The 14,139-nt window shown below is 53.8% G+C and carries 13 protein-coding genes; 8 read left to right on the top strand and 5 right to left on the bottom strand.

Going from position 1 to position 14,139, the window contains the following annotated elements:
• From NCN04_RS02120 to NCN04_RS02110, 3 genes are all read right to left on the bottom strand, one after another.
• Window positions 1–429 (bottom strand): cupin domain-containing protein (locus tag NCN04_RS02120; protein ID WP_250395041.1); only part of this gene is annotated, 429 nt, incomplete at its 3' end.
• Window positions 430–460: 31 nt separating this feature from the next.
• A complete protein-coding gene (gene pyrC / locus NCN04_RS02115) occupies window positions 461–1,573 on the bottom strand; it encodes a dihydroorotase (RefSeq protein ID WP_250395040.1) in 1,113 nt (370 codons plus the stop codon).
• Window positions 1,574–3,250: a SulP family inorganic anion transporter gene (locus NCN04_RS02110; RefSeq protein ID WP_250395039.1), complete on the bottom strand. Its 1,677-nt coding sequence runs from the start codon at window positions 3,248–3,250 to the stop codon at window positions 1,574–1,576.
• 98 nt (window positions 3,251–3,348) lie between these two features.
• Here NCN04_RS02110 and NCN04_RS02105 point away from each other — a divergent pair, with 98 nt between their 5' ends.
• The 7 genes from NCN04_RS02105 to NCN04_RS02075 all read left to right on the top strand — a co-directional run bounded on the left by NCN04_RS02105 (window position 3,349) and on the right by NCN04_RS02075 (window position 10,452).
• The gene (locus tag NCN04_RS02105) at window positions 3,349–4,452 is read left to right on the top strand and encodes a calcium/sodium antiporter (protein ID WP_250395038.1); all 1,104 of its coding nucleotides are present in this window, start codon (window positions 3,349–3,351) and stop codon (window positions 4,450–4,452) included.
• 79 nt (window positions 4,453–4,531) lie between these two features.
• Window positions 4,532–5,038 carry a DUF2231 domain-containing protein gene (locus NCN04_RS02100; RefSeq protein ID WP_048346860.1) on the top strand — a complete coding sequence of 169 codons (507 nt, stop codon included), beginning with the start codon at window positions 4,532–4,534 and terminating at the stop codon, window positions 5,036–5,038.
• Window positions 5,035–5,655 carry a DUF2231 domain-containing protein gene (locus NCN04_RS02095; protein ID WP_048346861.1) on the top strand — a complete coding sequence of 207 codons (621 nt, stop codon included), beginning with the start codon at window positions 5,035–5,037 and terminating at the stop codon, window positions 5,653–5,655. The genes NCN04_RS02100 and NCN04_RS02095 overlap by 4 nt, the downstream gene beginning before the upstream one ends.
• The gene (locus NCN04_RS02090; RefSeq protein WP_048346862.1) at window positions 5,652–6,587 is read left to right on the top strand and encodes a cytochrome c oxidase subunit II; all 936 of its coding nucleotides are present in this window, start codon (window positions 5,652–5,654) and stop codon (window positions 6,585–6,587) included. Before NCN04_RS02095 ends, NCN04_RS02090 begins: the two co-directional genes overlap by 4 nt.
• An 8-nt stretch (window positions 6,588–6,595) precedes the next feature.
• A complete protein-coding gene (locus tag NCN04_RS02085) occupies window positions 6,596–8,284 on the top strand; it encodes a cytochrome c oxidase subunit I (RefSeq protein ID WP_048346863.1) in 1,689 nt (562 codons plus the stop codon).
• 4 nt (window positions 8,285–8,288) lie between these two features.
• Window positions 8,289–8,894, top strand: coding sequence for a cytochrome c oxidase subunit 3 (locus tag NCN04_RS02080; protein WP_250395037.1), 606 nt, complete (start codon window positions 8,289–8,291; stop codon window positions 8,892–8,894).
• A 40-nt stretch (window positions 8,895–8,934) separates the two neighbouring features.
• Entirely contained in the window at window positions 8,935–10,452 is a 1,518-nt protein-coding gene (locus NCN04_RS02075; RefSeq protein WP_250395036.1) for a GMC oxidoreductase, read from the top strand.
• Between the two features lie 22 nt (window positions 10,453–10,474).
• Here NCN04_RS02075 and gorA read toward each other — a convergent pair whose 3' ends face one another.
• On the bottom strand, window positions 10,475–11,836 hold the full coding sequence (gene gorA / locus NCN04_RS02070; RefSeq protein ID WP_048348244.1) for a glutathione-disulfide reductase: 1,362 nt from the start codon (window positions 11,834–11,836) through the stop codon (window positions 10,475–10,477).
• Between the two features lie 211 nt (window positions 11,837–12,047).
• Between gorA and NCN04_RS02065 the strand changes: the two genes are divergently transcribed.
• Window positions 12,048–12,641, top strand: a complete 594-nt coding sequence (locus NCN04_RS02065) for a ParB-like protein (protein WP_250395035.1) — start codon at window positions 12,048–12,050, stop codon at window positions 12,639–12,641.
• Here NCN04_RS02065 and dnaA read toward each other — a convergent pair.
• Window positions 12,638–14,032 carry a chromosomal replication initiator protein DnaA gene (gene dnaA / locus NCN04_RS02060; RefSeq protein ID WP_048346867.1) on the bottom strand — a complete coding sequence of 465 codons (1,395 nt, stop codon included), beginning with the start codon at window positions 14,030–14,032 and terminating at the stop codon, window positions 12,638–12,640. The genes NCN04_RS02065 and dnaA overlap by 4 nt on opposite strands.
• Between the last annotated feature and the right edge of the window lie 107 nt (window positions 14,033–14,139).

The raw sequence follows: 14,139 nt of genomic DNA, 5'->3' as shown, positions 1-14,139 counted from the left end.
TCTCCAAGCTTGATCATTGCGCTGGATAATCAGTTGCACACAGGGTTCATCGCCAACCTGCGCGGAAAGATGTCCAGTGCGTCCATCTGGCGTCATGATGCAACCTTGATCTCCGCCGTACGAATATTCGCCAGCTTTCATCAATGCAATCTGCCCGTCCATACTCGTCACAGTCCAGGCCCCACGCAGCACATAAATCCATTTTGGCTCAGGATTCTCATGCCAAGGCCCCACCCAGCCGACCGGCAGATAAGTGACAAACGCATTGCCATCCTTCATCAAACCTCTTGAAAACTGAGGTGAATTGCGCTCTCCCAGACGACCAAGAGTGAACTGACTAATCGTGCAACTCTCTTGCCGACTGATCCCATCGGCATCCGTCCAGAGATGCCAATAGGTTTCAGCAACAGGTGCCAGAGGGTCGCTCATGATCTCGCACGATCTCCTGGCAGAACCCTATTCAGTTTGGGCCGGAGTGCCCATTTATTTCCACACACCAGGCGAGTGTTTCCCCGGCATGAAAAAGGAGAGGCCACTCTGACTCAGGCAAGGTGTCATCCCCAACGCGTGCTGACTGGGGAGGCAACAATCGAGAGGGAATGGGCTGATCCCGCCGAACCAACGTCACGGTGTCGGCATTCAGGGGCAGACCGTAAAAATGCGGACCGTACTCACTGGCAAAGCTCTCAAGGCGATCAAGTGCTCCTTCCTGTTCAAACACGGTGGCATAACTCTCCAGCGCATGGAACGCATTGAAAATTCCTGCACATCCGCACGCTGAGTCCTTACCTGAGCGGGGGTGTGGTGCCGAGTCCGTACCTAAGAAGAAACAAGGAAGACCACTGGTGGCAGCCTGGACCAAAGCCCTTCGGTGGCATTCTCGTTTCACAACCGGAAGACAGTAGAAGTCACTGCGCAGGCCACCGAGAAACATCGCATTTCGATTGAGGTGAAGATGATGCGGCGTGATCGTGGCGGCGATGCGTTGATCACCGCCCTGATAAGACTCCCGGATATAGATCACAGCTTCCTCAGTGGTGATGTGCTCAAGAATGATGCGCAGCCTGGGATGACGTTCACGCAAAGGCTTCAAGTGCCGCTCAATAAACTGGGCTTCCCGATCAAACACGTCCACATCGGGATCGGTGACCTCGCCATGAATCAGGAGGGGCATATCAATGGCCTCCATACACTCCAGCACTGCTGAAATGTTGTAGAGATCACTCACACCAGCTGCTGAATTGGTGGTGGCATTAGCGGGATAAAGCTTGGCTGCACTGAACACGCCCTCACGAAAGCCGCGGTCCAATTCCCCAGGATCGATGGCATCGGTGAGATAGGCCGTCATCAGAGGTTGAAAGCTGACTCCCTCGGGCAGAGCCGCGAGAATCCTTGCGCGATAAGCGACTGCCTCATCGACCGACGTCACAGGTGGACGCAAATTGGGCATCACGATCGCCCGGGCAAAGGTTCTGGCAGTGGCAGGAAGTACAGCCTTCAACATGGCGCCATCCCTGAGATGCACATGCCAGTCATCCGGACGACGCAAGACCAGACGATCTGAGGACGTCATCTAAGAAGAGAGCTTCTGGAGTGAAGGCAATTGATTCACCGCATTCAGCAAGACCTCGTGGCGATTTGCGCTGACGTGATTCTCTGGGAGAAGATCGAGCAACTTCAGTTTCTCTAAACGCCTACGAGTTGCGCCTGGCAAGACCACCAAATACACCGAACGACCCACCTCGATAGCCTCCTTGATCGCATTCTCAAGCGCTAGTGAGGCGGTCACACCAAGATGCGAAACTTCGCTGAGATCAAATAACACAGCTTCACAGGCCTCAATCGCATTGTGCTCACGATTGATGGTTTTGGCGACACCAAAAATCATTGGACCTGTGAGCTGAAAGAGCAACAATCGTCCCGAAGCTCGATCGAGCAATGCTTGTTCTTCGAGCGGAAGAGTCACATCATCATCGGTCGTACTAATCGTCTTCACCCCCTTGGACTGAAGGGCCGTCATGCGTTCAATCGTTAAAACATTGGCGACAAACACTCCGATAAAGACGGCCCAAATCAAATCCACAAGAACAGTGAGACCAATCACCCCATAAGTGATGCATGCCGCCTTCATCGATAAATGATGCGCACGCATTAAAAAACTCCAGTCGATAATGTCAAATCCAACCTTGAGAGCAATGCCCGCAAGCACTGCGAGGGGAATGAGCGACGCCAGAGGTGCTGCCAGCAAAATGACAAGCATCAAAATCAGTGCTCGTACAATTCCGGACAAGGCCGAACGCCCTCCAGCCTGAATATTGACAACCGTTCCCATCGTGGCTCCGGCCCCAGGCAAACCACCAAACAAACCAGACGCCAAATTCCCGAGACCCTGTCCAATTAATTCTTTATTAGAGTTATGTTCTGTACGCGTCAGGCTATCTGCCACTACAGATGTCAGTAGAGCATCAATACAGCCGAGCATCCCCAATACTGCTCCATTCACCACCATCAGCCGCAGCAATTCTGGAGTGATACCAGATAACGTAGGTGGTTGGAAACTGGGAAAATCAGCTGAAAACTCTGGAATTCGACTTAACCCCACATCCGCAAATACTGTGAGTGATAGAGCTGTTCCAACAATTAAGGCGAGAAGCTGAGGAGGACAAAAACGCTTCCAATTTTCAGGAGTAAACCAGAGGATCAGGAGAGTGATCAGTGCGAGTAAAAACTCAAGGGGTTGTGCACCTGAAATCAATTGAGGAAGACTGGACAAGGTGCCGATCACACCACCGCTTGGACTGGTCTGCCCTAGAAACGGGGCCAATTGAAGGATCACCAGAATCACACCGATTCCAGACATAAAGCCTGAAATCACGGTGTAAGGCATCATCGTGATGTATCGACCTAGTCGACAAAGTCCGAACAGGATCTGGAAAAGACCTGCCAGCATCACCACCATGAAAGCCAGAGCGAGGGCTGTTCCTCGGTCGGGGATTTGACTGGTGAAATTAAGAATCACCGCGGTGAACACCACCGTCATGGGACCAGTGGGTTCGGAAATCAAGGTGGACGTACCGCCGAAAAGAGCAGCCACCAAACCGATAATCACAGCACCCCAAAGACCTGCTGCTGCACCAGCACCAGAGGCCACTCCAAAAGCCAATGCCATCGGAAGTGCAACCACAGCTGCCGTTAGTCCGCCAAAAGCATCCCCCCGGATATTGCGGGTGCTGATGTAATTCAGGAGCACCAGAGTCTCGTCATTGAAGTTGAATGATGTTAATCCTCGTCACCGCTAAAGCCGTTGAGGCTGGTAAGGACAATGGTCGCTAAACAAGCACGGAGTCGATGCCTGACTTTCTGATCTCTACCCTCGAGCTCTTGGTGGGAATCGGACTCCTGTTCGGAGGAGGAGAGTTATTCGTTCAGGGTGCGGTGATTCTTGCCGTCATCCTCGGCGTCCCTCAGCTGGTCATTGGCCTGACAGTTGTTTCGCTTGGAACGAGCGCTCCAGAGTTTTTTGTCAGTATCAGTTCTGTGGTTCAAGGGGCTGATGCACTCGCCGTCAGCAACGTGGTGGGAAGCAACATTTTTAACGTTTTGGTCGTGCTCGGCTGCAGCGCCCTCGTTCTTCCTCTGAAAGTGGAAAGCCGCCTGGTGAGAAGGGATGTCCCCCTCCTGTTAGCCGTCTCGGCGGCGGCTTGGGGGATGGCTTCGGCCGGACGTGTGACCTGGCAATCGGGCGTCGCTCTCTTGCTGGCTCTTGTCATCAACACTGTTTGGGAAATCCGAACCGCACGGGAGGAACCAGAGGAAATGGAGCCTGCCGAACCAGAGATTGACGTGGAAACCGCCCAACAGGGCTGGATCAAAGCCTTGGTTCAACTCGTGGTGGGCATTGTTGTCCTTGGCTGCGGCGCTCACCTGCTGGTGAAAGGAGCCAGCTCCGTTGCCTTAAGCCTGGGCGTGAGTGAAGCCGTGATCGGACTCACCATTGTTTCGGCTGGCACCTCCATGCCGGAATTGATCACCTCTCTGGTCGCTGCATTGCGAGGGAGAACCGATCTCGCCATCGGCAACGTCGTTGGTAGCTGTCTCCTGAATCTTCTCCTTGTTCTTGCTGGAGGTGCCATCGCAGCAGGAGCAAGAGGTCTGAATGTCACTCCGGATTTAATCCATGACGACATGCCTGTGATGATTCTGACCAGCTTGGCTTGCCTACCAATCTTCTGGACAAAAGGACGCATTACCAGACTTGAAGGTGGATTACTAGTCGGCTTATACGTTCTTTACATCACCGACAATGTTCTCCCCCGCACCGGGCTTTCCTCTTGGTCAGATGAATTTCGGCTCATCATGCTTTGCGTTGTGCTGCCAGCCGTTGTCGTTCTGATCGTCGTTCAGGCAGCTCGCTATTGGAGACAGCTCAAACGCAAAGAGCTCTCAAGCTAAAAAGACTTCTGCTTGCATTCCGTTATGGAGGGATGACTGCAGAGCGAAAGATGTACATGCTTGAAATGCTTCGATCGGCATGCCGATGATTGGGCTGCTCCCCCCGCTCAACGACAAGAATCTCCCCTGGCTAGATGTCATTCATCCCATCGTGGTGCATTTCGTGATTGCGATGGCTCTGATCACGGTGGTGTTTGACCTGATTGGAGTGCTCACACGGCGCCAGAACCTCTTTGAGGTGAGCTTCTGGAACTTGCTGGTGGCGACAGTGGCCATTTTCGTGGCCATCATCTTTGGACAAATTGAAGCCGGTTTAGCCACTCCTTATGGAGCTTCAAGAGACATTTTGAATTACCACAGCACGATTGGTTGGTCCCTCGCTGCGATTCTCAGCCTGCTAACAGGCTGGCGATACGTCGCAAGGCAAAAAGATCCCACAGTGCTGCCCAGAGGATTTCTGATAATTGATTCAGTTTTAGCCATTTTGGTGTTCTGCCAGGTTTACCTAGGCGACAAACTCGTTTGGGTTTATGGACTCCACACGGTCCCGGTTGTCGAAGCAGTCCGTAGTGGAGCCCTGTTATGAATTGCATCAGCACCATTCTCTCGCCGGTGAATGAAATCGCCGACAAACTTGGGGCTAATGATCTCCCCTACTCGATCCCGATCCATCCCAATTTGGTGCATTTCACCATTGGCCTGTTTGCTATCGGAATCGCGTTTGATTTTGCAGGAGCATTTTACCCTTTGGAGAAACGAGTCTTTCGTTTCCTGGCACTACCGGCAACACGAAGCGGGTTTCACGATGTTGGTTGGTACAACATTCTCGCTTGCAGCGTGATCACCTTTTTCACCGTTGCAGCTGGCTTTTACGAAATGCTCCTTGCCGTTCCACTACAAGGAATTCGCAGCATCATTGGCCAGAATGCAATCGACACCATGCTGTGGCATGCGATCGGAGGGGTCGCCCTGCTACTCATCATTGTGGTGATGGCTATCTGGAGAGGATTTCAGAGATTTTCGTGGCGCAAAGATTACGGTCGTCAGGTGAGCTGGCTCTATCTCGGCTGCGGAGCCGTAGTGCTTCTGGTCATGGGCGTGCATGGAAGCCTTGGGGCATGGCTTGCCAGTGAATTTGGCGTTCATATCACAGCGGATCAACTCCTCGCCGCCGGTGCCGATCTCAATGAGGTACTGCCATGACGACCACAACGCCCAAGAAGGGACCCAACATCAGCGCCATTGTCATCATCACAGTCGCTATCGCGATCAATCTGATCCTTTCCAAACTGATGGCGAACTGGTCTCTCAGTTGGTTCCCACCACAAGCCTCCAGTGCCGCTCCTTACGTCGACAATTTGTTCGCATTAGAGACGGGGGTCGGCACGTTCATTTTTTTAGGTTGTACAGGTGTGATGGGTTGGGTGCTGTTATTCAACCGGGCTGGAAAATATGACGAAAGTGATGGGGCGCCGATTGAGGGCAACACCAAATTGGAAATCACTTGGACGATCATTCCCCTGGTGACGGTATTCCTAATCGCCACCTATTCGATGAACGTCAATATGAAGCTTCAAACCCTCGGACCCAAGCATAAATATGCCGTTGGCACGGACCCAACCGTGCTGATACAGACCGATCCCATGGCCGAGGTGGGACCCATCGATATCATTGCCCGCCAGTGGAGTTGGGAGTTTGTCTATCCAGACGGAGTTCGCAGCTCTGAGCTACATCTCCCGATTGATCAGCGAGTGAATTTCCGCATGATCTCAGAAGACGTTCTCCACAGTTTCTATGTACCGGCCTTCCGGCTCAAACAAGACATCATCCCAGGCAGCATCATTTCTTACAGCCTTACTCCCACGAAGGAAGGGAGATTCCGACTCCGAGACGCCATGTTCAGCGGCGCCTATTTCTCACAGAACCAGACCGACGTGATTGTCGAAACCGAGCAGGACTTCGCCGCATGGTTAAAGACCACGGCACAACAACCGCTTCAAAAGGGTCTTGATCCAAGTCGCGCCCTCTATGACCGTCGCATCGCGCGCGGTGACAAAGGCTGGGCGACCGTACCTCCAGCTCCTGCACCGATGGTGAACGACCCCGGTGATCCCTCCGTTCCTCACGACGCCTGAGACATGCCATGACAAGCAACACCTACGACCTCCGCATTCTCAAGGCACCTCATCCAGTTCCCGGAGCACCTGACAACTGGAAGCGCTTCTTCAGTTTCAACACCGACGCCAAAGTAATTGGCATTCAATACATCGCTACGGCGCTGTTCTTCCTCTTGGTAGGAGGACTTTTGGCCATGATCGTACGGGGTGAATTAATCACTCCTCCCGCCGATCTTGTGGATCCCACGGTCTACAACGGGCTCTACACCATGCATGGAACAGTGATGCTGTTCCTGTTTTTGTTCCCAATTCTCAACGGCTTCAACAACCTGTTGATTCCAACGATGATCGGGGCACCTGACATGGCATTTCCAAAGCTGAATGCAGCTGCTTTCTGGCTGGTGCCGGTGTTCTCCATCGTCTTGATGGGAAGCTTTTTCGCCCCCGGTGGGCCAGCCTCATCGGGATGGTGGTCCTATCCACCCATGAGTCTGCAAAATCCACTCGGCCATTTCATTAATGGCGAGTTTCTCTGGATTCTTGCAGTAGCACTCTCTGGCATCTCTTCGATCATGGGTGCCATCAACTTCGTAACAACAATCATCCGGATGCGGGCCCCTGGAATGGGTTTCTTCAGAATGCCGATTTTTGTTTGGACCGCATGGGCCGCCCAAACCATCCAGTTGATAGGACTGCCTGCTCTTACTGGTGGTGCGGTGATGCTGCTGTTTGACCTCAGCTTCGGCACAAGCTTTTTCAGGCCAGAGGGTGGCGGCGATCCTGTGTTATTTCAGCACTTTTTCTGGTTCTATTCCCACCCTGCCGTTTATGTGCTGGTACTGCCTGTCTTTGGCATTTTCTCTGAGCTCTTTCCTGTTTATTCGCGCAAACCTCTCTTTGGCTATCGCTTTGTAGCAATCGCCTCCTTCGGAATTACTTTTCTCAGCCTGATCGTGTGGGCTCACCACATGTTTTACACCGGCACACCGAACTGGATGCGTCACATCTTCATGTTCACCACGATGCTCATTGCCATCCCAACTGGAGTGAAGGTATTTGCCTGGATAGGAACACTCTGGGCAGGCAATTTGAGGTTGAGCACACCAATGCTTTTCTGCATCGGAGGTTTGATCAACTTCATTTTTGCCGGCATTACTGGTGTGATGCTGGCCACAGTGCCAATCGATATCCATGTCGGTAACACCTACTTCGTGGTAGCCCACTTCCACTATGTAATCTTCAACACCATTGTTTTTGGGGTTTTCGCTGGCATTTACCACTGGTTCCCAAAATTCACGGGGAGGATGTATTACGAAGGCCTTGGGAAAGTCCATTTCGTACTCACCTTCATTGGTGCCACGCTCAACTGGCTACCACTCCACTGGGCTGGATTGCTAGGGATGCCCCGACGCGTTGCCTCCTACGACCCAGAATTCGCCATTTGGAACGTGATTGCGAGCATCGGAGCTTTCATGCTTGGCGTTGCCTCAATTCCCTTCATCCTGAACATGGTGAGTTCCTGGGCTCGCGGACCCAAAGCTCCACCCAACCCCTGGAGAGCGATTGGCCTGGAGTGGCTCTTGCCATCCCCACCTCCTGCCGAAAACTTCGAAGACGATATTCCCACTGTCATTAATGGTCCCTATGGCTACGGCTTAGGCAAACCTTTAGTTGAAGACGAGGACTTCTACATCCGTCGCTCCATGGAGGCCTGAAACGATGACCACAACGAATCCCGACTTACCCCTCAATCATCAACCCGGCCACATCAAGCACGATGGGCACAACCTCACAGGTTTCATCATTTTCCTGTGTTCAGAAAGCATCATTTTTCTAGCCTTTTTTACTGGCTTTGCACTTCTAAAAATCACCGCACCAGAATGGCTCCCTGAAGGTGTTGAAGGGCTCGAAACACGCATGCCTTTGATCAACACAATTGTGCTAGTTAGCTCAAGCTTTGTGGCCTATTTTGCTGAACGCTATTTACATCAGAAAAACCTTTGGGGCTTTCGGGCTCTATGGCTCCTCACGATGGCGATGGGAACTTATTTCGTTTACGGGCAATATGTGGAATGGTCCGAACTTCAATTCAGCCTTAGCAGTGGAGTCTTTGGAGGTACATTTTTTCTGCTCACAGGATTCCACGGCCTTCATGTCATCACAGGCATTCTGTTGATGGGATTAATGCTGCTTCGATCTTTCAGACCAAACAATTACGAGAAAGGCGAGATGGGCGTCACCTCAGTCAGTCTTTTTTGGCATTTTGTTGATGTTATCTGGATCATTCTTTACCTCTTGATTTACGTCTGGCAACGCACAACCTAATCCATCTGAGCTTTTCAGATCGGCCTTCATTTTTTCAATCATGATCATCGACGACCGCCATTACGACGTCATCATCATCGGCAGTGGTGCCGGTGGTGGCACTGTTGCCGGTGCTCTGAGCCGGCAGGGTCACTCCGTGCTCATGCTCGAGCGAGGAGAAGGCATGGCTCTCGAAGATCAAAATGTGGCAGATGTGGATCTGTTCCGAAAAGATCGTTATCACCCCAGGAATGAGCGCTGGTTTGGGCCCGACGGTGATCCGTTCGCACCACAGACCACCTATGCCCTCGGCGGCAACACCAAAATCTGGGGCGCCGTGCTGGAACGCATGCGCGAAAAGGATTTTGCGGAAGTCCCCTTGCAAGAGGGAATTTCACCGTCCTGGCCCATCAGCTACGACCAGCTATCGCCTTATTACTCAGCCGCCGAAAAGCTGTACCGCGTCCACGGTCGCTCAGGAATCGACCCAACAGAACCAAGCCGCTCTTCCCCTTTTGAGCATGAACCAAAACCACTGGTCCCCTTCCTTGAGCCCCTGCGAGAAGCGCTCAAACGCCAGGGATGTCAGCCCTATGACCTACCGCTGAGCTGGTCCAATAACCGGGAGGATCCAAGTGGGGATTCCCAGCTGTATGGCCTCGACAATGCGGACCACTCCAAATTACAAATCCGAACGCAAGCAACGGTCAAGCGTTTGCACGTGAACCCGCTCGGCAGCTCCATCAAAGGTGTGGAAGCTGACGTAGCAGGAGAAACATGGCTATTCAAAGCCGATCTCATCGTGTTAGCCGCAGGAGCCATCAACTCACCGGCCATCCTGCTGCGATCGCATTCAAGCCATCACCCCCGCGGACTCAACAACGGCTCCGATCAGGTCGGTCGCAACCTGATGAATCTGCAACTCACCTCCATCCTGCAGCTCGCGACCGAACGCAACGACGGACGTTACGCGCGTTCACTCGGAATCAATGACTACTACTGGGGAGACAAAAACGTCTCTTTTCCGCTCGGCCACATTCAGGCCGCGGGAGGCGTCTTGCAGGACGCCCTGTTTGCGGAGTCACCGCCGGTGCTATCCCTTGTCAGCAAAATGATTCCTGATTTTGGGCTGGAGCGACTGGCCTCCCGCTCGGTGGCTTGGTGGGCCATGTCAGAAGTCTTACCCGACACCCACAACAAGGTCTGGCTGAACAACGACCAGATCCGCATCAACTACATCCACAACAACCGCGAAGCCCATGATCGATTGGTCTACCGCTGGATTGACACCCTCAAAGCGATCGAAGCCGACCCACTCACACGGGTCGTGAGTACAGCACCGACCCACCCTCGGGGTGAAGCGCCCCTCAGCGTTGTGGGCTACGCATGCGGAACCTGTTGTATGGGAACCGATCCAGCGGCCTCGGTGGTCGATGCCACCGGTAAGTGCCATGAACTCGACAATCTCTACATTGCCGACACGAGCGTTTTCCCAAGCTGTCCAAGTGTTGGGCCTGGTCTGACCACCATCGCCTTAGCCCTGCAGCTAGCTGACACGCTCAACCAGCGCATGAGCTAACCCAAACCAAGGGCTGAAGGGATCAGGCCATCGTTACAAACTCCTCTGAAACCGTCGGATGCAAGGCCATGGTGCGATCGAAATCGGCCTTGGTCGCCCCCATCCCCACGGCAATAGCAGCCATTTGGATAATTTCAGCGGCATGTTCACCAACCATGTGACATCCGAGCACCTTCTCGCTGCTTGCCTCCAAAACGAGCTTCAACAAACAACGTGGGCCGTGTTTAGGCAAAGCCTGAGCCATGGAGCGAAAACGCGCGCGATGAACCACCACCTGATCCGCACCGAGCTTGGCGATTGCTTCCTCTTCCGATAACCCCACAGTGGCCAGCTCAGGCTGGCTGAACACAGCACTCGCCACTAAGTCGTACTTGACCTGCCTTGGAGTGCTTCCAAACACACTGTCCGCAAAGGCACGCCCCTCATCTACCGCGACGGGGGTCAAGCAAATGCGATCCGTCACATCTCCCACAGCAAAAATGTGCGCATGATTGGTGGCTAGATCTGCGTCGACAGGAATACGCCTCTCCTCAACCACCACACCAGCAGCATCGAGGCCCAGCCCTGAAAGGAATGGTTGACGACCAGTCGCCAAGAGGACCCCGCCACAGGGAAGTCGATCCCCGGTTTTGGTGACGACAGTCAAATCGTTCGGTCCGCCCTCAATCGCAGCAAGTCCTTGTCCAAAGCGCAGGTCGATGCCCTTCTCCTGCATGCCCTCCTGCACAACGCCTGCTAGTTCGCTGTCGAAACCTCGCAAAAGCTTTTCACCACGTACCAATTGGGTCACCCCAACACCAAGGCCTCGCAGGATGCCAGCAAATTCACAAGCAATAAATCCGGCTCCCACCACCACCACCTGGTCCGGGAAACGCTCCTGCAAAAACATGTCATCGCTCACCCAAGCCAGCTCAACCCCTGGAACATCCGGCCGCACGGGGCGCCCACCAACCGAAATCATCACCCGCTTGGCCTGCAGCACCTGATCGATCTCGCCCTCCCGCATCCTTGAGACACCAATGCGATGAGGATCTAGAAATCGCCCCCAGCCTGTGATCAGCTCCACTCCTGCTTTCGCCAAAAACTCGATGTGAAGAGCATTGAGGCGATCCACCTCCTGACGCACATTGCGCAAAAGCACGGACGTATCAAACGTTGCCCCCTCAACACTCACTCCATAACTGGACGCCCCCTGCAGTTGTTCGGAGACAAGAGAGCCATACACCAGAAGTTTTTTCGGCACGCAGCCGCGAATGACACAGGTCCCGCCGACGCGATCTCCCTCCACAATCGCCACCTTGGCTCCATAACGAGCAGCACGTTTGGCAGCGGCTAGACCTCCTGACCCAGCACCGAGAACAACAAGATCAAAACTTTGTTCCATGGAGCCAACTGTTTTTTTCATATTTTGCCCGCTGCCTTCAGTCCACGAGTGCCAAAACAATCAGTGCCAAGTCAGCTCAGGGATGCTTGACGAGTCCATTCACAACTCAACCTCGGCATAGTGGAGTGCATGCAGCGTTGAGATCTGCCCTCTGCATCTTCCTGAATACGCCCCCATACCGGATCACACCAAAGGGTTCAAACTTTTTGAGGTGGCCGTTGCTGACCTTCACCCCACACAGATGTGTGTGGGGATGGCTGAGGTCTGGAATCGGCAACGCGATTTCCATGAGGAAAGTTCTGAAGAACGTCGCAGGTATCTCAATCGCAAGCCAGTGCCTTTGGTACGCAATCAGAGTGGAAAGCTTTGGATGGTGGATCGTCATCACCGCCTCCGAGCCTTGCTCGAAATGGTTCCAACGATCACGACTTACGGCTACGTGATCGACGACCTAACCAGTGACAGCAGGGAGGAGGCTCTCCAGGCCCTGCACGACAAAGGCTGGCTCTATCTTCACGACGGTAGAGGCAATGGCCCGTGGCCAGCGAAAGACCTGCCCGACACCTTGCTTGGCCTCCAGGATGACCCTTACCGCAGCCTGGTTTGGAAACTGAAGCAGGAGGGGGTGATCAAGCCACAGCCCTTGATTCCTTATCACGAGTTCCGTTGGGGCCTTTGGTTGCGCACTCGACCCATGCCTCCATTCAGCTCCAAACATTTGGATCCAGCCCTGCCTGCAGCACGCAGGCTTGCTCGCTCATCAGCGGCATCCCACCTGGCTGGCTGGAAGGGCGGTGATCCTTAACGACGACGTCGAGAGTCAATCTGCAACAGATCCTTCACCCGTTGAACCTGACTAGCGAGTTGAGGGTCGGTCGCCAACTTCTTTTCCACTTGTTCAATGGCATAAATCACGGTGGTGTGATCCTTTCCTCCGAAGGTGTCGCCAATTCTGGGCAAGCTCAAATCTGTTCCCTGCCGCATCAGGAACATCCCCACCTGACGAGCCTGGCTCACCGCCCGACGCCGGCTACTGCTTCGCATGTCATCCGCCGTGACATCGAACACCTCTGACACCTTGTCAATCACTTGCTGCGGTGTGACATCAACCCCCTGGCCGCTGGGGTCGAGCATCGGCGCCACCGATTCCACGGTCATGGGGATTCCTGTGATCGAAGAGAACGCAACGGCACGGGTGAGCGCTCCCTCAAGCTCGCGAATGTTGGAGGTGAAGCGGCCCGAGATGTATTGGATCAGGTCCCGAGGGAGAGCAACGCGCTCTTGCTCTGCTTTTTTCTGAAGAATCGCCATTCGAGTTTCCAGATCAGGAGCCTGGATATCAGCGATTAATCCCATCGAAAATCGAGAGATCAAACGCTCCTGCAGCCGCGGAATCTGGCTGGGTGGCCTGTCGCTTGCAATCACAATCTGTCGCCCTGCTTCGTGCAAAGCATTGAAGGTATGAAAGAACTCTTCTTGGGTGTATTCCTTCCCTTCAATGAATTGAATGTCATCCACCAAGATGAGATCCGCAGCCCGATAACGGTCTCGGAATGCCTGCATACCGTCCTTACGAATCGCAGTGATCAGATCATTGGTAAACGTTTCAGTCGATACATAAAACACGCGCGCTTCCGGATCAATCTCTAGGCGGTAGTGCCCGATGGCCTGCATGAGATGGGTCTTCCCTAGGCCCACACCTCCACAGATGAACAGCGGATTGAATTCACGACCCGGGGCCTCGGCTACTGCCAAAGCAGCCGCATGCGCCATTCGGCTATTAGGTCCCACCACAAAACGATTGAACACGTAGCGCATGTTCAAGCCGGGAAGCCTCCGAGGCGTCGTGCTCGACGGCGGAGCCACTGCAGCGGCCGTTGAGGGCAACGGCTGGCTGGAAGGCGACAGGCTCGACAGTGGAGCCGCCTCAGACCCAGCATCTTCATCGTCTTGAGCGAGCACGATCACCTCGATCGGATGACCAGTAATCTCCTGCGCGACTTCAGCAATGGTGCTGGCGTAATTCTTGCGCAGCCAATTGCTGGCAAAGCTATTGGGAGCCTGCAGGGTGAGCGTCCGTCCTTGAAAAGAGCTGCAGCGTGCAGGACGAATCCACGTTTCGAAGGTGGGCTTACTGAGGTTGCTCTGAAGAGCAAGCTGCACCTTGTTCCACAGCTCACTGCCCGTCAGCGTCACATCCCACCTTCTGCGAATGCCGAATCTACGCGCCTTATGCCGAGCGGCCCGTCTTTAATGAGACCAGTTTCAACTCGTTTCTGTTCATGGCAGCTGCCGTCTCCCGC

It is taken from the genome of Synechococcus sp. MU1655 (assembly GCF_023630655.1).
In the GTDB taxonomy this organism is placed as follows: Bacteria; Cyanobacteriota; Cyanobacteriia; order PCC-6307; family Cyanobiaceae; genus Synechococcus_C.
Note: the sequence above shows the minus strand (reverse complement) of the source record. Positions and strands in the feature narration are given on the sequence as shown.